The sequence below is a fragment of the Methylomonas sp. ZR1 genome, assembly GCF_013141865.1.
Classification (GTDB): domain Bacteria; phylum Pseudomonadota; class Gammaproteobacteria; order Methylococcales; family Methylomonadaceae; genus Methylomonas.
The window spans coordinates 5,076,637-5,096,118 of sequence record NZ_RCST01000001.1; the positions used below are offsets into that span (position 1 = coordinate 5,076,637).

The 19,482-nt window shown below is 51.9% G+C and carries 21 protein-coding genes and 1 tRNA gene; 7 read left to right on the forward strand and 15 right to left on the reverse strand.

The window, feature by feature from the left end; genetic code table 11:
- Positions 1-146: 146 nt before the first annotated feature.
- The 14 genes from DDY07_RS23280 to DDY07_RS23345 all read right to left on the reverse strand — a co-directional run bounded on the left by DDY07_RS23280 (position 147) and on the right by DDY07_RS23345 (position 12,597).
- Positions 147-467 carry a hypothetical protein gene (locus DDY07_RS23280; protein ID WP_253734585.1) on the reverse strand — a complete coding sequence of 107 codons (321 nt, stop codon included), beginning with the start codon at positions 465-467 and terminating at the stop codon, positions 147-149.
- A gap of 145 nt (positions 468-612) precedes the next feature.
- The gene (gene flgL, locus DDY07_RS23285) at positions 613-1,521 is read right to left on the reverse strand and encodes a flagellar hook-associated protein FlgL (protein ID WP_171697627.1); all 909 of its coding nucleotides are present in this window, start codon (positions 1,519-1,521) and stop codon (positions 613-615) included.
- A 9-nt stretch (positions 1,522-1,530) separates the two neighbouring features.
- Positions 1,531-3,198 (reverse strand): flagellar hook-associated protein FlgK, encoded by a 1,668-nt coding sequence (gene flgK / locus DDY07_RS23290; RefSeq protein WP_171697628.1) that lies wholly within the window; start codon positions 3,196-3,198, stop codon positions 1,531-1,533.
- 9 nt (positions 3,199-3,207) lie between these two features.
- Positions 3,208-4,257, reverse strand: a complete 1,050-nt coding sequence (gene flgJ / locus DDY07_RS23295; protein WP_171697629.1) for a flagellar assembly peptidoglycan hydrolase FlgJ — start codon at positions 4,255-4,257, stop codon at positions 3,208-3,210.
- Positions 4,258-4,302: 45 nt separating this feature from the next.
- Complete coding sequence (locus DDY07_RS23300) at positions 4,303-5,391, reverse strand: flagellar basal body P-ring protein FlgI (RefSeq protein WP_171697630.1); 1,089 nt, start codon at positions 5,389-5,391, stop codon at positions 4,303-4,305.
- A 22-nt stretch (positions 5,392-5,413) separates the two neighbouring features.
- Positions 5,414-6,118, reverse strand: a complete 705-nt coding sequence (gene flgH / locus DDY07_RS23305) for a flagellar basal body L-ring protein FlgH (RefSeq protein WP_051670499.1) — start codon at positions 6,116-6,118, stop codon at positions 5,414-5,416.
- 15 nt (positions 6,119-6,133) lie between these two features.
- Positions 6,134-6,922 carry a flagellar basal-body rod protein FlgG gene (flgG, locus tag DDY07_RS23310; RefSeq protein ID WP_033159262.1) on the reverse strand — a complete coding sequence of 263 codons (789 nt, stop codon included), beginning with the start codon at positions 6,920-6,922 and terminating at the stop codon, positions 6,134-6,136.
- Positions 6,923-6,973: 51 nt separating this feature from the next.
- On the reverse strand, positions 6,974-7,717 hold the full coding sequence (gene flgF, locus DDY07_RS23315) for a flagellar basal-body rod protein FlgF (protein WP_171697631.1): 744 nt from the start codon (positions 7,715-7,717) through the stop codon (positions 6,974-6,976).
- A 16-nt stretch (positions 7,718-7,733) separates the two neighbouring features.
- Positions 7,734-9,065, reverse strand: a complete 1,332-nt coding sequence (gene flgE / locus DDY07_RS23320; protein ID WP_033159264.1) for a flagellar hook protein FlgE — start codon at positions 9,063-9,065, stop codon at positions 7,734-7,736.
- Positions 9,066-9,078: 13 nt separating this feature from the next.
- Positions 9,079-9,759: a flagellar hook assembly protein FlgD gene (locus DDY07_RS23325; RefSeq protein WP_101052426.1), complete on the reverse strand. Its 681-nt coding sequence runs from the start codon at positions 9,757-9,759 to the stop codon at positions 9,079-9,081.
- Positions 9,760-9,766: 7 nt separating this feature from the next.
- Positions 9,767-10,183, reverse strand: coding sequence for a flagellar basal body rod protein FlgC (gene flgC, locus DDY07_RS23330; protein ID WP_033159266.1), 417 nt, complete (start codon positions 10,181-10,183; stop codon positions 9,767-9,769).
- Positions 10,184-10,185: 2 nt separating this feature from the next.
- Positions 10,186-10,581, reverse strand: a complete 396-nt coding sequence (flgB, locus tag DDY07_RS23335) for a flagellar basal body rod protein FlgB (protein ID WP_033159267.1) — start codon at positions 10,579-10,581, stop codon at positions 10,186-10,188.
- A 178-nt stretch (positions 10,582-10,759) separates the two neighbouring features.
- A complete protein-coding gene (locus DDY07_RS23340) occupies positions 10,760-11,626 on the reverse strand; it encodes a protein-glutamate O-methyltransferase CheR (RefSeq protein ID WP_171697632.1) in 867 nt (288 codons plus the stop codon).
- 38 nt (positions 11,627-11,664) lie between these two features.
- A complete protein-coding gene (locus DDY07_RS23345) occupies positions 11,665-12,597 on the reverse strand; it encodes a chemotaxis protein CheV (protein ID WP_020483236.1) in 933 nt (310 codons plus the stop codon).
- A gap of 117 nt (positions 12,598-12,714) precedes the next feature.
- Here DDY07_RS23345 and flgA point away from each other — a divergent pair, with 117 nt between their 5' ends.
- The 7 genes from flgA (at position 12,715) to DDY07_RS23380 (ending at position 17,692) form a co-directional block, all read left to right on the forward strand.
- Entirely contained in the window at positions 12,715-13,404 is a 690-nt protein-coding gene (flgA, locus tag DDY07_RS23350; protein WP_171697633.1) for a flagellar basal body P-ring formation chaperone FlgA, read from the forward strand.
- 69 nt (positions 13,405-13,473) lie between these two features.
- Positions 13,474-13,779 (forward strand): flagellar biosynthesis anti-sigma factor FlgM, encoded by a 306-nt coding sequence (gene flgM / locus DDY07_RS23355; RefSeq protein WP_101052429.1) that lies wholly within the window; start codon positions 13,474-13,476, stop codon positions 13,777-13,779.
- A gap of 4 nt (positions 13,780-13,783) precedes the next feature.
- Positions 13,784-14,278, forward strand: a complete 495-nt coding sequence (locus tag DDY07_RS23360; protein WP_033159270.1) for a flagella synthesis protein FlgN — start codon at positions 13,784-13,786, stop codon at positions 14,276-14,278.
- 33 nt (positions 14,279-14,311) lie between these two features.
- A complete protein-coding gene (locus tag DDY07_RS23365; protein WP_171697634.1) occupies positions 14,312-15,091 on the forward strand; it encodes a flagellar brake protein in 780 nt (259 codons plus the stop codon).
- A 32-nt stretch (positions 15,092-15,123) separates the two neighbouring features.
- Positions 15,124-15,200, forward strand: a tRNA-Arg gene (locus DDY07_RS23370).
- An 886-nt stretch (positions 15,201-16,086) separates the two neighbouring features.
- Positions 16,087-16,593 carry a hypothetical protein gene (locus DDY07_RS23375; RefSeq protein WP_033159282.1) on the forward strand — a complete coding sequence of 169 codons (507 nt, stop codon included), beginning with the start codon at positions 16,087-16,089 and terminating at the stop codon, positions 16,591-16,593.
- Positions 16,594-16,834: 241 nt separating this feature from the next.
- Positions 16,835-17,692, forward strand: coding sequence for an SDR family oxidoreductase (locus DDY07_RS23380; RefSeq protein WP_171697635.1), 858 nt, complete (start codon positions 16,835-16,837; stop codon positions 17,690-17,692).
- A 49-nt stretch (positions 17,693-17,741) separates the two neighbouring features.
- Here the strand turns inward: DDY07_RS23380 and DDY07_RS23385 are convergent, their stop codons facing one another.
- Positions 17,742-19,244 (reverse strand): B12-binding domain-containing radical SAM protein, encoded by a 1,503-nt coding sequence (locus tag DDY07_RS23385; RefSeq protein ID WP_171697636.1) that lies wholly within the window; start codon positions 19,242-19,244, stop codon positions 17,742-17,744.
- Positions 19,245-19,482 lie beyond the last annotated feature (238 nt).

The window sequence follows — 19,482 nt, forward strand, 5'->3', positions numbered from 1 at the left end:
GTAGTCGGCCTCAAGCGGACCTACATCGCCGCTAAGCGAACTTCCGCTCATGGCCGAAATTTGCCCATCAACCCAATCCAGAACACCTACCGGAAAATCGGGTTTACGATAGTCTTAAAGACAATTCACAAAAATCCGAAATAACATCAGGCTTCAAAGCCTATCTCGAAGGAAGAGAAGCCGGACTCGTCGCCGTATATCAACGACAGGCCGGACGGATCGGGTATTTTGCTTTGTTTGGCCGAGTAGGCGTCCAGGATTGGGGTGATGTGGCGTACCGATCTGGGCGTGGTGTAAACCAGGAAGGCCGTTTCGTCGTCGGACCAGCCGCCGAACATCGCCATGCCCTCGGGGCCGTTTCGCGCCACGTAGGCGGCTCGGAAAGCGCCTAACAGCACGTAGATTTCACCGGATTCGTATTCCTGGCGGGAGAGGGTGATGCGGTGCCAACTCATGGTTTTTGCCATTTCATGCCTTCCGTCACTAAATCAACTTAATTGACCTAACTCGTGTTGCTGCTTGATTTTGCTCAGCTGCAAGAATCTTAACATCGGAAGGCAATGCAGACCATACAGGTGCCCACCGGGATGGATAATCCCGGTGCCAAAAAAATTACGAAATGTAATTAAACAACGACAGATTTTGTACCTTGGTAAAGGCTTGCTGCGCGGCTTGCAGCGATATTTGTTGCAGATTGAATTTGCTCAAAGCTTCGGCGTAATCCAGGTCGCCGATGTCCGAGGCGGTGGATTTGTTGTCCAGAATGTAGTCGGCGTTTAAATTTTCCTGATCGTCCAAGGCGTTTAAACGGGCGCCGGCCGAGGCGCGTATCGTATCGAAGCGCACCAGAGCGGTATCGATGTCGTTCAGCGAGTTCTTGTTGGGGGTGTTGGTTTTTAAATCGGCGGATATTTGCGCGACTGCTTGAAACACGTTGCTGATGCTGCCTGCTGTCAGCGGCGCGACTTGAATACTGCCGAATACAGACTCGCCGGGGTCGCCGTCGGTCACTTGCCGGCTGGGGCCTATCGCGATACTACGTTGGTTGGCGTCACCCTGATAGGCGTAAGCCGGGGTGTCGGTAAATGCGGCCTGGTCGGTTTTGTATCCGGAATAAATATACTCGCCGTTGGCATTTTTGGTGTTGGCGATGCTTAGTAATTGTTTGTTTAGCTCATCGATTTCCATCGCGATTTGTTTGCGGTTGGTGGCGGTGTTACTGTCGTTCAAGCCTTGTACGGTCAATTCCCTGATTCTATGCAACACGCTGCCGGCATTATCCAGGCCGGATTCTTCCAGGTCGAGCCTTTGCCGCGCCGCGCCGATGTTGACTTGGTATTGCTGATTTTCCTTAATGTTTTGATTCAGGTCGATCATACTGGTGGCGGCGACCGCATTTTCCGCGGGGCTCAGGTATTTCTTGCCGGACGATAGTTTTAGCTGAGTCTCGCTGAGTTTGGATTGCTGATCCAACATCGCGTTAAGGCCGAGCTGATGATTCCATGAAGTTGAAATGCGCATAATAATCTCCTAGCGAAATGCCCCGATCAGCGTGTCGAATAGTGAGTTAGCCACCGACACGGCTTTGGCTGCTGCCTGATACGAATTTTGAAAATTGATGAGATTGGCCGCTTCTTCATCCAAGTTGACGCCGGATACGTTTTCCTTGGCGCTGGTGGCTTGTTTTAGCAGGGTTTCCTGCGCGGTGCGACCCACCGAGGCGGCATGCGTTTGCGAACCCACATCCGAGATCATTTGCCCATACACTTGGGTAAAGCTGGCTTTGCCGCCGAACATTTTTGCTTGGGTTTCCAGGTTAGCCAATTTCAGCGCATTGCTGTTGTCGCCGGGCAGGCCGGTGGCGCTGGCGGCAGCAATTTGTCTGGGATTGGTGATGGCCGCGTTCACTTTGATTTTGGCGGCGGCATTAAAGTTGGGGCTGATCTGGAAGGAATCGCCGCTGGTCAACGAGCCGCCGCTAAAACTGATACTAAAACCGTTAGTGGCGGCGGTGGTCGCCAGAGTAGCGGCGCTTAAGCCTGTGGTAGTGGTATTGTCGCTTAAATTGGTCAGGCTGAAAGTGGCCGCCGGTACCGTTGCGGTCACATCAAGCCGGTAAGCGGCGCCCAAGCCGGATGCTGATGTTGGGGCAACAAATGCGCTGGAAACCACCAAGGTGCTGTCGCTGACGGTGGCTTTCACTTGCGGAGTCGGCGAATTCAAATCAAAAAACGCCACATTGGTATTGCCGTTGATGTCGTAGCCGGCTTTATGAATATTGTTAAATTCCGTAGCCAAACCGGTTGCCAGCAAACCCAGCTGTTGTTGCGCGGGGTCAAGAACTTGATCTCTAAAGCGCAAATTGCCGGAGATTTCGCCGCCGGATAACTGTTTTGAAATATCCTGGCCATTCAGCATGATCAGCTTTTGATTGACGTCGTTACTGTCGCCTACTACCGATAGCGTGGACGCCGCACTGCCCAACACCAGTGGTTGGCCCTTGCCGATAAACACGTTGTAAGAGCCGTCGGCTTGGGCGACATAGGAAACATCGGCTTTTTCGGCAATTTTAGTCAGCAATAGATCGCGCTGATCCATCAACTCGTTGGGCATTTGCTTGCCGGACGAGCGGCCGATGTCCGACACGATTTTCACATTCAATTCGGCCAGGGTTTTGGCAAAGCCGTTTAGCTCTTGTACCGAGCTGGTGATGTTATCGTTGACACGCTTACGCAAATCGCCGAAGCGGGCGCTCATGGTGTTAAATTGCTGGGTCAGCGATTCAGCTTCGGTCAGCATTACCTGGCGGGCGGCCACCGAGCTGGGATCGTTGGCAACGCTGTCGACCGCATCGAAAAAGCTTTTCATGGCCGGTGCCAGACCGGTGGTTTCGTCGGCGGTGATATTGTCGATTTGCGAGGACAAGGTGTAAAAACTGTCTATATCGTGAAACGTCGCGGTGCTGGAGCGGACCTGATTGCTGATGAACTGGTCGTAGCTGCGAGTGATGTTGGCAACCTCGACGCCGTTACCCATATAGCCGTTGCCGGTAAATTGCTCGGGACGTGTAGCCAGTTCGACGCGCTGCCGGCTGTAGCCTTCGGTGTTGGCGTTGCTGATGTTGTTGCTGGTGGTTTCCAGCGAGCGTTGGAACGCCGTCAGCCCCGACAATGCGTTTCCGAGAATGCCAATGGCCATGGTCGCCTCCTAACCCGCGCTTTTTAGAGCTGCTACCTGGGCCGCGGTTTGGCTGTGGTAGATGGTCATGACTTTTTCGGCATACCGCGGATCGGTGGCATAACCGGCTTGTTGCAGCTCGTGTAAATAGTGTCCGGCGTTGCCGGCTTTTTTCAAAGCTTCGCTGTAACGCGGATTGGTTTTGATAAAGTTCACGTAATCGTCGAAGCTCTCTTTATAGGAATCGTAAGCCCGGAAGCCGGCCATTTCTTTTTTGGCGACACCGCCGGCATATTCCAGCGTCATGGTTTTGGCTTGTTTGCCTTGCCAGGACCTATCGGCCTTGATATTGAACAAGTTAAAGCTGTTGTCGCCCTGGGGATTTTTCACCATGCCTTGGCCCCAGCCGGTTTCCAATGCCGCTTGAGCCAGCAAGACATTGGGATCCACTCCCAGGCTGCGCGCGGCTTGTTCGGCATGCGGACGCAATTGGTTAACGAACTCGTCCCTGGAGGTTAGCGGCCGATCATTTTCGCTGCTGACTTTGTCGTCCAGGGTTTGCCATTGGTCGGCCAGGGCCTTCTGGCTACGTTCCAATCGGGCCAAACTGCGTTCCAGGCTGCTTAAGCCGGAGGCATCCAGCGGCATCTGCTCTTCCGCCTCTTCGCTGCCGGCCCGCAGCGATTGGTGTTTGTCGGGGTTGTTGCTAGCGCCGGTGCCGGCCGCGCGATTCAAGAAATCGCCAGTGGACAGTTGTTTGTCTTGTTCTTCGTCTTTGTTTTGTTTGGGCGACAGTTGTTGAGCAATCAAATCCGCAAAACCGATGCCGGGTTTGCCGGCCAGGTGCACGGACATTTGTTGGTCGTACATGTCTTGATAAAACTGGGTTTGTTGGCTATCCAAAATGCCTTCGGACAATTTGGCCTGACGCATGTTTTTCATCATCATGCCTAAAAACACCGACTCGAATTGTTTGGCGACTTCCTTGATCGCCTCGGGCGATTGCTCGCGGGCGCCTTGTTTAAGTTTCGCCAGGCCGTTGAAGTCGGTATAAACCGAAGCGCTGTCTACGTTTAACATGGGAATCTCCAAAAAATCATGCAATTGGCGGCTGTGTTACGTTCTTCAAATCACTATCAACTCGGCTCTGAGCGCGCCGGCGGATTTCAAGGCTTCCAAAATCGCCACCAAGTCGCTGGGGCCTGCACCGACGCCATTTACCGCTTGGACGATCTCGTCCAGCGATACGCCGGGGTTGAAGACAAACATGTGGTTCTTGTCTTCTTTGACCGAGACGTTGGATTGCGGTGTGACTACGGTACTGCCGCCGGATAAGGGGTTGGGCTGGCTGACTTGTTGGTTTTCGCTGATCGTCACCGTCAGGCTGCCATGAGACACCGCGGCCGGTTGTACTCTGACCTTGCTGTTGATAATCACGGTGCCGGTGCGCGAATTGACAATCACTTTGGCTGGGGCATCGTCGGGGGCCAGTTCCAGGTTTTCGATAACCGAGGCAAAACCGACCCGTTGATTGGGATTAACCGGCGCTCTGACGCTGACCGAAGTAGCATCGACGGCTTGCGCGGTGTCGGCGCCTAAAGCCTTGTTGATCGAGTCCGCCATGCGCTGCGCGGTGGTGAAATCCGACGAGTTCAAATTAAACACCAAGTCAGCGCTTTGATCGAATGAACTAGGTACGGCCCGTTCCACCGTGGCGCCGTTAGGCACCCGGCCCACCAAGGGGTTGTTGACGGTCACTTTCGAGCCGTCCTGACCGCCGGCGGCCAAACCGCCCACCACTAAATTCCCTTGCGCCACCGCATACACATTGCCGTCGGCACCGCGTAAAGGGCTCATCAACAGCGAGCCGCCGCGCAAACTTTTGGCATCGCCTATCGAGGAGACCGTGACGTCAATTTTTTGACCGGGTTTGGCGAAAGCGGGCAGGTCGGCGTGAATGCTGACCAATGCGACGTTTTTGGCTTTGGGATCGGTATCGGGCGGCAAAGTCAGACCCAGCTTGCCCATCATGCTGCGCAGGCTTTGGCCGGTAAATTTGGTTTTGTCGCCGGTTTTATCCAGACCCGTTACCAGACCGTAGCCCACCAATTGGTTGGTGCGCACGCCGGCGATGGCGGCGATGTCTTTGATGCGTTCCGCTTGCGCGGTATTTGCCAAGAGCAGCAAGGCGATTGAAAAGAGTATTTTGTTCATCAGATTTCTCCGTCAGCCTCGGCTAGAAAGGAAACAAGGGGCTGGAAAGAATTCGCGAGATCCAGCCGGGCTTGCTGCTGTCGGCCAAGGCGCCGTCGCCGGTGTACATAATTGTGGCGTCGGCTACTTTGCTGGAGGCCAGGGTGTTGGCGACGTTGATGTCGATAGGCCTTACGATGCCGGACAGGCGGATATATTCGCTGCCGTCGTTCAGCGTCACACGTTTTTCGCCGCGCACGCGCAGATTGCCGTTGGGCAACACATCGACCACGGTCACGCTCATGCTGCCGGTCAGCCGGTTACTTTGCCGGGAGTCGCCTTTGCCTTCGCTGCTGCGGTCGGTACTGTATTCGAGCGATGAGGCTAGGTCATGTCCAAGCAAAGCCTCGCTGGCGACGCCGAATAGAGTTGGGGCGGAGCCTTTGATATTGATGTCAGAGTTTTTACTGGCCTTGGAATTGGCTTGCTTGGTGGCGTTGGTGTTTTCGTCGAAGGTTACCGTCAAAATATCGCCGACCCGGCGCGCGGCATGATCTTCGAATAAACGCATGTCGTAGCCGGCCTGGTAAATCGCGCCGTTGCTTTGTTGGGGCGGACGCAGATCGGCGGGTTGTACCGGGGCGAAGTCGGGGTCGCGTTTTGGCAAGGTATCGCAGCCTGCCAGCAAGGCGATTGCCGCTACCAGCAAAATTTTGCCGCCTGCTTGCCGGGTGATGAATGTATTCATGAGCTTTGTCCTGAATTAAAGTTGTTGCGTGACAAAGGACAACATCTGGTCGGTGGTGGAAATGGCTTTGGAGTTCATCTCATAAGCACGCTGGGTTTCTATCATGTTGACCAGCTCTTCCACGACGTTGACGTTTGAGGTTTCCAAGGAACCTTGAATCATGGTGCCGAGTTCGTTCTCGCCGGGCGCACCGATAATCGGCGCACCGCTGGCTACAGTTTCCCGGAACAGGTTGTCGCCAATCGGCTCCAAGCCGGCGGTGTTGATGAAGTCGGCGATTTGAATTTGGCCTACTTGATTCGCCGCCGCCGCGCCGGGTTGGGTTACCGATACCGTGCCGTCCTGGCCGATGGTGACGCTCAGCGCGTCTTGCGGAATGGTGATGGCCGGTTCCAGCGGCATGCCGTTGGAGGTGACCACTTGGCCGGTGGAGTCCATTTTGAACGAGCCGTCACGGGTGTAGTTGATGTCGCCGTTGGGCATTAAAATCTGCATAAACCCGCGTCCGCTGACCGCTATATCCAGCGAGTTGCCGGTTTGTAGAATATTGCCTTGGGTGTGCAGTTTTTCGGTCGCCACCGTGCGCACCCCGGTGCCTAGCTGTAAGCCGGTGGGTAATTGGGTGTTTTGGGTAGACTGTGCGCCGGCTTGACGGACGTTTTGATACATCAAGTCGGCGAAAATCGGTCTGGCTTTCTTGAAGCCGGTGGTGTTGACGTTGGCCAGGTTATTGGAAATAACCGCCATGCGGGTTTGTTGGGCATCCAAACCGGATTTTGCGACCCATAATGCTCGTTCTGTCATGACAATCTCCTAATCTGACAATTTTTTGTCTTATCAGGAGTAAAGCAGAAACTATGCCACTTGCATCAGCTTGGCGCTGGCGCCTGATGTGTCATCAATGTTTTTCATGACTTTGGATTGCAATTCGAAGTTTCGAGACAGCTCTATCATTTCCACCATCGCCGCCAAAGCATTGACGTTACTGGATTCCAGCGAGCCTTGAATCAGTGTGACAGTGGCGTCGGCCGGTATGGCGCCGGCTTGCTTGGCGTGCATCAAGCCGTCTTCGCGTTTTTCCAGATTGGCCGGATCGGGGTTGACCAGCTTGATCCGTTCAACAATCACGCTATTGGTGGCATTGACGCCTTGCGGGACGATGGAGATGGTGCCGTCGGTACCGATTTCCAGTTTTTGGGCGGGCGGAATCGTGATCGCTTCGCCGCCTTCGCCAAGCACCGAGAGTCCTGCGCCGTTTTGCAGTAAGCCTTCCGGGGTGAGGCGCAAATCGCCGGCTCGGGTATAGGCCTCCTGGCCCTCTGCATTACGCACCGCGATCCAGCCTTGGCCGTTGATGGCGACATCCAGGTCGCGGCCGGTGGTATGGATGCTGCCGCTGGCCATGTTGGTGCCGGGGCGTTCGGTCATCGAATAGACCCTTGATGGATAACCGGGACCGAAAGCCGGCATCGCGCGAAATTGCTCGAAATCGGCCTTGAAACCGGTGGTTTGGGCGTTGGCCAGATTATTGGCGTTGGCGCCTTGCGCCAGCAAGGTCTGCTTGGCGCCGTTCATCGCAATGTATAGGCTACGGTCCATGGTTATTCCCCATTAATTACCGAATCTGCAGTATGGTTTGCATAATGCTGTTTTCGGTGGTGATGGTTTGCGCATTGGCCTGGTAATGCTGTTGGGCGACGATCAGGTTGACCAGTTGCGCGGATAGCTCGACATTCGAGCTTTCAAGCGCGCCGGCCTGAATCAGGCCGAAGTTATTCGCGCCGGCCTCACCGGGAATCGGTTCCCCGGAGTTGGCGCTTTGTCCCCAAGCGGTGTCGCCGATTTTGGCCAAGCCGTTGGTATTGGCGAAGCGGGTCAATGCCACTTTACCCATGGTTTGCGAGCCGCCGTTACTGAAGCGGGCAAATATCACCCCTTCGTCGTCAATATCAATGCCCGTCAAGCGTCCGGCCGGTAAGCCGTTTTGCGTCATCGTATTCACGCTGAATTTTTCCTGAACCTGGGTGGAACCGAAGAAGTCCATGGTGCCTACCTTCACAGGGGCCGCGCCGGTCGCCGGCAGTATGGTGTAATCACTCAAGGCGAAGCGTCCGGACACCGGGGATTGTAATTTGCCGGAGGAATCAAAAGTCATCACGGCCGGCGTCGGCAAAGTGGTGGTCGTGGCCGGGGCGGCGACTGCCGTGCCATAGGTGCCGGCATTGATGGAGGTTCGGGCGTTTGGGGTGGCTGGCTCGGCCATAAAATGATACACACTCCAATTCGTAGTGGAGGCTGTCGAGGCGCCTTTTACATAATAGGTGGAGAGAATATGCGGCGAACCCAGCGAATCGTAAACAGTCACCGAGGTTTGCGAGTTGTAGGAGTTATTGTTGGTTGGGTCGAACGGAGTTACGCTGGGAACGGTTTCGTTGGCGTTGAGATTTACCGCCAGAGAGACAGTGTCTGTGGCGCTGGGTAAGCCGGTGAGGGTATTGATCTGCACCGGTTGCGTCACCCCGGTACTGAAGCCGTCGGAGACTGCAGTGCCGTTGGGTTTATATACCATCAGTGATTTGCCTTGGTTGTTAACCAGATAGCCGTCCTTGTCCAGTTTGAATTCGCCGGACCGGGTATAAGTGATGTCATTGGTTTCTGTTGGGCTTTTGGCCATGGTAAAGAAGCCTTCGCCGCTGATCGCCAAATCCAGATTGTTGTCGGTGAACGACAAGCTGCCTTGGTTGAATTGTTGGGCGACGTTGGCAACTCTGACGCCGGCGCCGGCCGTGGTGTTGCTGACTCCGCCCAGACTGGAGGCGTAAACGTCGGCAAATTCCGAGCGCGACTTTTTAAAGCCTACGGTGTTGGCGTTGGCAATGTTATTGCCGGTCACCGCCAGATTGTTGGATGCGGCGTTTAAGCCGCTTAATGCTGTTGTAAAAGCCATGATGCCTTCTCCTTCACAAGATTTGTTTAATTTGACTGAATTTTACGGTGCCGACGCCGTCCAGATTGACTTGCAGGCCGCTGCTGCCGCTGCCCATCGTCACGCTTTTCACCAGCGATTTAATATTGGTGGCTAATACCGTATTGACGCCGTCAATTTTGGCTTCCGCTTGAATTTTGTAGACGCCAGGGTCGGCAAATTGTTTATTGCTGTCTTTGCCGTCCCATTCGAAGGTGGTAGTGCCCGCCGACTGTGCGCCCATATCGATTTCTCTGATGGTGGCGCCGGTTTGCGGGTCTATGATTTTCACGCTGACATTCGGCGAGCTGCTGGGCATTTCGAAATCGCCCGAGACGCTGCCGCCGGCACCCAGCAATGCTTCCTTGGAGGGTGCCGAAACATGGCGGCCAACCAAGCCGGCTGCTTGCAGGGCTTGGTCTGAGCTGAGCGAGCTGGCAAACTCTTTGAACGAAGCCTGTAGATCTTGAATACCCGATACGGTGCTGAATTGCGCCATCTGGCCAAGAAATTCGCCGTTGTCCATGGGCTTCATCGGGTCTTGATGCGTCATTTGCGTGGTCAGCAGTTTCAGAAACTGGTCTTGCCCCAAGCTTTGTTTTTTTACGCCGCTTGATGTGTCGGAGCTGGTAGTGGCCAAGCCGAGACTTTTAAAGGTGTCTATTGCGCTGGTCATAAATGCCTCACTGTCCCATTTTCAGGGTTTGCAAAATCAGGTTTTTAGCAGTATTCAACACCTCTACATTGTTTTCGTAGGAGCGGGAAGCGGACATCATATTGGCCATTTCTTCCACGGTGTTGACGTTGGATTTATAGATGTAGCCGGTCGCGTCCGCCAACGGATGATTGGGGGCATATTCCATCACCGGCGGCGCTTGGTTTTCGACGACGCCCAGCACGTTGACGCCGCTGGCGGTGCTGTTCTTGTCCATTGCATTTTTCAGTTCGGCGGCAAACACCGGTTGACGGGATTTGTAGACCTGATCAATGCTGCTGCTGACGCTGTTGGCGTTGGAAATATTGCTGGCGACCAGATTGAGTCTCAGGTTTTGCGCGTTCATACCGCTGCCGGCGACGTCGAAGATGCGAAATGCAGACATGGTTATTCTCCTTTAATGGCCGACATCAGGCCGGAAAACTTGTTGTTGATAAACCGTAAGCTGGCTTCGTACTGCACGGCGTTTTCTGCGTATTTGGCTTGTTCGATGTGCGATTCGACGGTATTGCCGTCCAGCGAGGCTTGTTGCGGATTGCGGTACAGCAGGTCTGCGCCGAGTACATTATTCTGGCTAGACAGATGGCCTTGCTGGCTGCGTTTCAGCTCTGATCCTGCCCCGGCCAGGGTTTGTTGAAACACCGACTTGAAGTCCAGATCGCGGGCTTTGTAATCGGGCGTGTCGGCGTTGGCCAGGTTTGACGCCAGAATCTCGCTGCGCTTTTCGCGCAACGCTAATGCTTGCGGATGAATGCCTAAGGCACTGTCGAAATTAATAGCCATAATTGCCACCTTTGGGTTTTTTAAACCTTAAAGCAGTATATGTGCCATAAAATAAATGTGCTGTTATTTCATTTGTGTAGCGGATTTGAGGGATGGCGAGAGTGTCAAAAAACAGTGTTTCGGGCGGGGCGGCAAAATGCTGCCGTTGTGTTAAGTCGTCAATAAACTGACGAGCGACTTAACCGACTTTTTTGAAGTAGCTGGTTAAGCCGGAGCGAACCAATTCAAAGCTGTTTAAGCCTGTCGGCATCGCTTCGGTACTGCTTAGAAACAGATAGCCGCCGGGTTCCAGGCTGTCAGCCATACGGGAGAGGATGTCGCGTTTAACTTGATCGGAGAAATAGATCAGGACGTTGCGACAGAAGATCAGGTCAAAACGGCCCAAGGCAGTGAACGATTTGAGCAGGTTGAATTGTTGAAAACGCACGAGCTGGCTGACTTCCGGGCTAAGTAAGTAGCCGTCGTAATTTTTGTGGAAATACCGGGCTTTTGCCGCGCTATCCAGGCCGCGAGATAGTGCGGCTTCTGAATAAACCGCTCGCTTGGCTTCTTCGAGGATAGCTTCCGAGATGTCCGTGCCGATAATTTGCACGGAGCGGGATTTGCTGGAGGCTCTGATGGCTTCCAGGGCGCAGATGCCTATCGAGTAGGGTTCCTGGCCGGATGAGCACGCGGCGGACCAAACTCTGATGTTGCCGTTTTTGCGATTTAGCAAGTTGGGTAGGACTTGGTCTTTGAGTTCGACGAATTGCCGTTCGTCGCGAAACCAGAAAGTTTCGTTGGTGGTCATCGCGTCGATGACGGCGCTTTTGATTTTTTGCGCGGAAAATGACGCGGATTGCAGGCTATTGGCTAGTTCAGCGAAACTTGTGAATTCAAATTTGCCCATCAAGGGCAATAATCGGCTTTTTACCAGGTATTGTTTGCTGTCGCCCAACTCGATGCCGCAGCTCTGGCTGAGGAATTGTTGTATGGTTTGGTACTCCGCGGCGGAAATGTCGATAATTTTACCCGCCGGACTACCCGGTTCAGCCTGGTTCAACATGTCTAAGCTTTGCGGCTGGACGGCGTCTCGAGTATCGGTCAGGAATGGGCTGCATGATAAAGTTTGAGCTGATGCTGAATGGAATTCATCAACGAGTCTGGGTCAAATTTGGCCAGAAATTCGTTAGCGCCGACTTTTTGGACCATTGATGTGTTAAACACGCCGCTTAATGAAGTATGCAAAATCAAATAGATTTTTTTCATGTTGGGGTCGGCCTTGATTTTGGTAGCTAGGGTATAGCCGTCCATGCGCGGCATTTCTACATCGGAAATGATCATCGAGTATTTGTCCTGAATATCGATGCCGTCGGCCACCAGCGCGTTTAAATGATCCCAGGCTTCTTGGCCGTCTTTTAGCAGCGTACATTCGATGCCGATTTGCTGGCAGACCCGTTTAACTTGGTTCCTGGCCACCGATGAATCGTCCACTACCAAGATATGATCGTTTTTGCTGGTTACTTCCATGTCAATGATTTCTGCAGAAGCTTCTTCGCGGCCGCCGATGACTTCTTTCATCACTTTTTCGACGTCAATCACCTCTATCAGCTCACCGTCGATTTCAGTCACTGCGGTTAGATAGCTTTCTTTGCCGGTGCCGGTAGGTGGGGCTTTTACTTGTTCCCAACCGATATTAATGATCCGGTCTACCGAGCCGACCAGAAAGCCTTGAATGGAACGGTTGTATTCGGTGACGATGACGTAGCAGCCGGCGTCGCGGACCAAGGGTCTCATGCCGATAGCCATCGACAAATCGAGTACGGGAATGGTTTTACCGCGCAGGTGAGCAACGCCGCAAATCACCGAATGCGAATTGGGAATTTGCGTTAAGGGCGGGCATTGAATCACTTCCTGAACTTTGAAAACATTAATCCCAAAGCGTTGTTTACTAACAAGTTTAAACAACAAGAGTTCGAATCTGTTGTGCCCCGCCAGTTTGGTGCGCTGATCGACTCCGTCTAAGACTCCGGCCATAAAACCCCCTGAAATATACTGCTTGCAATTATAGACACTTTGCTTTTTTTTACTTTATAAAATTACTGGTATGTTTCGTGCTGTATTCTTGCAAAAGTCAAAAAAATGGCGACTGCAATGAAGATCAAAAATTTGAGAGTGATTTGGCTGTTGGTCTGCGAAACAGCGTTAGCGGGGCCGATGCAGTCGGTGCCGTTAATCCAGGATGCGGTTAACCAATACATCAGCACCAATCTTGCTCCAGGCGGCAAGTACGAAATAGGCGGCGCGCAAATTGATCCGCGTTTGCAATTGCCGCAGTGCGAACAACCATTACAAGTATTTACACAATCCGGCGAAATAAAGCCGGGCAGGAATACGGTGGGGGTGCGATGCCAAGGCGAAAGAGGCTGGACGATTTACAGCATGGTATCGGTAAGGTCGTTTAAAGACGTACTGGTCCTGAATCGTTCATTACAGCGCAATGATGTGATTCGTGCCGAGTATTTGACTGCGGAAACTCGCGATATTGGCTTGTTGCAACAAGGTTATCTGACTGACTTGGATGATGTCGTTGATAAGCAGGCGGTACGTAATATTCCCGCCGGAAGTGTGTTGAGTAAGCTGCACGTTACCGAGTTGACGTTGGTCAAGCGGGGCGAGCGGGTGAATATTCAATCGGGCAAGGCCGGAGTGCTGATTAGCGCGGTCGGCACGGCGATGGCGGATGGTGCAAAAGGTCAGAAAATCAATGTAAAAAACTTGTCTTCGCAACGGGTAATCCAGGCCACCGTGGTGGATTCCGGTCAGGTATCGGTTTATTTTTGATAAAGCGTTAAAGGAATTTATGATGATGCCGCTAAATGCTACAGATAAAACTAATTTAGGAATACCGTCATGGCTATCGACCCTATCACCAGCAAATCTGTTAGCACACCGCTACCGGCAAAACCAGCGGTTAAGGACTCGGCCGAACTTAAAGAGAAGCCCGTCAGCGGCGCCTCCACGGACACAGTCAACATCACAGCGACCGCTCTGGACATTAAATCGGCAACTGCTGCAAGCGCTACCGCCCCCGTGGTGAACGAAGACCGTGTGGCGGCCATAAAAGCCGCTGTGCAGGACGGCAGCTATCAAGTCAACGCCGAGCGCGTTGCCGAGAAAATGTTGCAATTTGAAGGTCAACTAACCAATAGCACATGACGTCATGATAGAGAAAACTTATCAAATCACCGAAAAACTACTAAATAACGGTTTAAAAGCAACGCAAAGTTTGCACGAGCTGCTGAACGCCGAAGCCGCAAACCTGAAACAAAAAACCGATGCGGATGCCATATCGGCAATCGCTACCCACAAAAAAGATCTGGTTGCCCAGCTTGAGCAATTCACCAAGCAACTTGGGCAGGTACTCGCCACCGAGCAACTGGTGGTGAGTAACGATGGCATGAAAGCCTATCTGGTCAAAGCTAAATCCGCCGGTATCAATATTTCCGAGTCCTGGAATTATTGGAATCACATCGTTAGGCTCTCCCAAACCTGTCGTACAATTAACGAACAAAACGGTGCCAGCATTGCGTTATTGAGTCGACATACGCAAAGATCACTGCAAATCTTAAGAGGCAAGTCGCCGTTAGCTGCTACCTATGGGCCTGATGGCGTTACCCGCAACGAGCTGTTTTCGCATACATTAATTTCGGTGTAGACTGAGCGACGAATAACCAGACAGGTCGCTTATATGCTGCGAAAACTCAAGCATTTATTTTCAAAACCGTTGCCGACGGAGCCCGCTCACGATGACGATGACGAGCTATTGAGTTTTGAGAACCCCAACTTTATTACCGATTCCGACAAGATTGCCAAATTACTGGGGGAAATTGAAAATAGTTCGCCGCTATGTACCGTTCAGGTTGAGGGCGAGGACTTTAGTTCTTCAATATTGGCAGTCAAACTGGATAAGAAGGTCATTATCCTCGACGAACTGATGCCTAAATACGGTAACGATTTTCTGTTGCTTAATCGCTCGCTGAAACTCTCTACCTTTCATAAGGGTATTCATTTATCGTTTAATCTGGCGGGAATCGAAGTCGGTCATTCAAGGGGAATCAATTACTACAAAGCCCCGTTCCCTGATCGCGTGTTTTATCCCCAGCGGCGACGCACCCCTCGTCTGGAAATTAGCAGTATCGATATTCCGTTTTCCGGCGTTGTGCAGCGCACGGGTATTTCGGTTGGAGGTAGTCTGTTCGATTTATCCAGAGGCGGAGCGGGGATTACCGTTCCCGTTAATAGGGCGCGGGTTCAGCGCGGCGATACCGTCAAAAACTGCCAAATCACCTTTGAAGATTATGTTATGGATTTTGATCTGTCCGTACGCTTTGTAAAGCCGGTGTCGGCGGCATCAGCCAAAGTGCAAATCGGCGGATTATTCGAAAATCTGTCTGCAAAAAGCCAATCCAAGCTGTCCTATTTCATCACTTCACTTGAGCGCGTGGAGATTAGAAAACAGAAAGCCTAGTCTTCTGGCCTGTGGTAAAATCACCCTCTAAGGTCCCGGTAGCTCAGCAGGATAGAGCGGTCCCCTCCTAAGGGACAGGTCGGACGTTCGAATCGTCTCCGGGACGCCATAACAGCCGTTACGAACTGCTTTTGGCTGACCAAAGCTCTCGCAATCGTTGTATCAAACGCCGGTTTAAAGTCTGGACATGAGGCATAGTTTTTTGCAAATCCAAATCCCATGTGCGCTCAACGCTGATAGCGTTTTGAAATAGTTTTCCCGTGCGCGCTTATTTTTTGCGCATCCGCTATCTTCATTATGAGTTTTGTAGCGGCCATGATTCTTGCCAGTCTGGCACGCTGATGAACTTCAATAGTTGGTCTTACAAGGTGGTAGCCCAGCCAGCAAGGCATCGTTCGTTAAAGGCTTTAATCAAAACTTAATATTTTGTTAATAAAGGATTAAGTTGCCGGCTGTAGAATCTCGGCATACCCAATTTCTAATTGCGGTTTTTAGCCTTGAACAACCGATTTGTCCGACAGATGCACGACTATTCATAAAGATGGAAGGCGTTTCTGTCTTAGCAATGGATTGTGGCGCATTATATTGCGCGGTAGAGTTGGGGGCGATTGGTGGTGGGTAGCGGGGCTTGCATTCAGTGGTTTATGCCGTTGTATAGGGATAAGTCTAGGGAGAAAGCCGAAGGGGTATGCACCCTATGTAGCCAGGTTATTCAAGTGGTTGCCATGCCTTTGTAAAAAGCGCCGTTTCAGTAAAGTCGTTTGAATATATCAATTCATCTATTGAACTTGATCTCTGTTTCAGGGATTAACCATTTTGAGCTATTGCCTTGCGATCAACGAATGTTCGGCAGTAGCGGCTTACGAGAGTTGAAGACTCGTAGTAAGCAGACAGAACTCTGCTAAAGCTGATGTTGTTATGCAATATCGGCTTCGGAGTATAAGGTGGCTAAAGGATAGCCGTTTGTTAACGTAAGTGAAAATGGGGAACAATCCATGAAAATGCTTTTATCTTTAAAACTTTGGCTTGCTGTTTGCCTGTTTGCAGTTTCGACTGCAAGCTCAGCAGGCATCATTTGGGAAGCTACTGACGGCGATAGTAATTTTATCTCCTTCGGCTCTAGTGCATTCCCATTTACTTCAAGTGACACCTTCGGTATCTTTGCTGCTACCGCTGATCTGGCTGCTGATGCACCTGTGTACACTTTTAACGGTGTAGGTAGCTTTGCCTCTGCTAGCCCTTTTAAATTGGGCCTGTTGACAGCAAGCGGTTGGGTTAGTGAAGCCGGTAATTACGAGTTGAGCGCTCCTAATACCTTCTTGTTGTCCTTTGTAAAACCTGGCGTGATTACCAACAACTTAAGCTTTCTGTTTGGATTTGATCTGAAAGCAGCCGCTAATCAAAATCCTGTCACTAGCGTGCCTCTCCCCGCTTCTGTATGGTTTATGACAAGTGCGTTGATGGGCTTTCTGTATATAGGTCGTCGTAAACAGGTCGTTTAATCCCAAGCTATCATTGGGCTTTTAGGCCGGTTGGAGTCCAGTACTCCACCCGGTTTTTTTATGCCTATTGAACAGAGGCCGGTTTGTTCATAAGTGCTTACACAAAGTTGTGAGCAAATCCGGCAACGCACCAAAATCAGCGCGCTCATTTTCGAATGCGTTCGAGACACGGTTTTTATAGCGTTTATCTTGCTGCGGCAGGCCATAATAAGCGGTGTGCAGATTATCTTGGGTAAATACTATGGCGAAAATACTAGTGATCGGTTGTGGAGATATTGGCTATCCGGTGGCTTTGCGCTTGCACCAGCAGGGGCATCAGGTAACCGGGTTGAAGCGCAGCGCGCCGGCTACCTCGACCCCGTTTCCCATTTTTATTGCCGATATAAGATTGGCCTCGTCATTGGTTGCTTTACCAAGCAGCTTTGATGCGGTGATATTTATCGTAGCTCCCGTTAGTCGACAAGCTGAGGAATATCAAGCGCTGTATGATGTTGGTTTGCGCAATTTGTTAGCGCATTTTGCGGCAGCTGAAACATCACTCAGTTGGTTGATGGTGTCTTCTACCAGTGTTTACGAACAGAATCGTGGCGAATGGGTCGATGAAACCAGTGTCACTGAGCCGGCTAGCGCCACGAGCCGCTGGCTGGCTGCGGCGGAGAAACGCTTGTGGATTGCGAGTGACCGCAGTTGCGTCGTGCGTTTTTCCGGGATTTACGGACCGGGTCGTGATTGGTTATTACGCCGAGCGGAGCGAGGGGAGGGCATCCAACAGCAACCGCCCAGTTATACCAACCGCATTCACTCGGAGGATTGTGTGGCGGTGTTGTTATTTTTACTGGAAAAACAACTCGCAGGTGTAGCCTTGGAGCCTTGCTATCTGGCGACCGACGATGAACCGGCCCCGCTTTGGGAAGTGATGAGTTGGTTGGCCGAACAATTTGCTTGTCCTCAGCCTTCACCGTTGTCATTAGCTCCAGATGCCCCACAAAACAAACGCTGTCGCAACACCAGGCTCAAGGCCTTGGGTTACCGCTTTTTGTACCCTAGTTATCGGGATGGTTATGCAACCGTGCGACCGTTGCCGGGCGCGGATGACTGAGCTCAATGACTTTTGATGCCCTCTTCATGTTATTCAAGCTCAAGCAAGTTTATAGGTGTTGAGTTTGCCGTTTATTCGCCACACCGCGCTTCGTCGCGAACACTGTTGCGGCTTGTTGTAAGAACGCCGGCCGACTTTTTTCGCCGCTCCTTCGATAGTCCTCGTCTAACGCTGCCATCGCTTCGGCTGGCGGTACAAATAGTGTGTCAGTCATGACCGAGTAGGTTAATTCGAATAAGCGTTTCAAAGCAATTTGCCAGGTACTGTCCGTTAAGGCGTATAGCGCATCGCTAAATTGTAAAAAGCGGGTAAACGGTTGTTCGGCGACAATGAGCGGCAAACTTGCGGCAAACCGGCCGGAGTTGCCGATCAAATCCCAAAAGCGGGCGAATCGCGTAATACGTTGCAAGTCAGTAAAACTTATATCTCGCGTGCTGAGAATGGCGTAGGGTGGCTGCGGGTCATAACGTAGCTGGTACGCTTCATTGTGTCGGTTGATTGGTGCGCCGCGCAGACGTTTTAAAATCCCGACCTGAATTTCTTGGGGATTCAGCGCAAACAACTTATCGAAACTGGCACCGAAGCCGGCAAGAGTGTCGCCAGGCAGGCCGGCAATTAAATCGGCATGAATATGGGCGTTGGAATGTTGCCGGAGCCAGCTTAAATTGGCTTCGGTTTTCTGGTTATCCTGTTTGCGGCTGATCAGATGTTGGATGGCAGGATCAAAGGTTTGCACACCCACTTCAAATTGCAGTACACCGGGCGGAAATTGGCTGATGGCCTGCTTCAGACGTTCAGGCAAATTGTCCGGAATCACTTCAAAGTGCAAATATAGATCTTCGCTCAAGCGAGCCAAAAAAAACTCAAGGATAGCAACGCTGTTGTCTACTTTTAGATTGAAGGTGCGGTCGATGAACTTAAAGTGTCGTGCACCGCGCCGGTATAGAATTTCCATTTCGCGCAAAAAGCCGTTTAAGTTGAACGGTTTGGCGGTAGTGTCCAGCGACGACAGGCAAAATTCGCATTTGAACGGACAGCCGCGCGATGCTTCCACGTAGATAATCCGTTGACGGATGTCGGTTTCCGTATAGTGTGGATATGGCGACGCCAGGGTGTCCAATGCGGCCATCTCGCCAGCCACGATTTTTTCGGTTGGTTTAAATCCTGACAGCAACTGCCGGCATAATTGCGGAAAACTTAATTCGCCGTTACCGGTGACGACATAGTCCGCCGATTCGGCAATGCTTGGTAAATCGGGCGGATGACTGACTTCCGGCCCGCCAAGTACGATGATAATGTCCGGTGCGACTTGTTTCAGGATGGCTATCACGGCGCTGATTTCCGCCACATTCCAGATATAAACGCCAAGGCCGATAATCCGCGCTTGTTGTTGCAGTAGTTTTTCGACAATTTCGATTGGGCGCTGCTGGATGCCGAATTCTAATAAGACCGTGTCTGTTTGCAACGTGCCCATGTTGGCGTAGAGATAGCGTAAGCCAAAAGCAGTGTGAATGTATCGGGCGTTGAGGGTAGATATAACGATACGGGGCATGTCTGATGTGGCGGATGGCTTCTAAATTGCGGTAATGCGCCAGCATAGCATCAATTTGGTGTTGGAAGCTGCTCTCGGCTGGTCTGCAAATGCAGGCTACGCGCTAGTGCAAACTATTGTGGAAACTGGCATTGTGCTGAAAATGCCCGGCTGTAGCAGCTTGGTTGGGTGAGCGATGTTGCCGAGTTCTGATTAGGCCGGCGATAGTTTGGGAATAAAACGCTTGTGCTAAACGGCC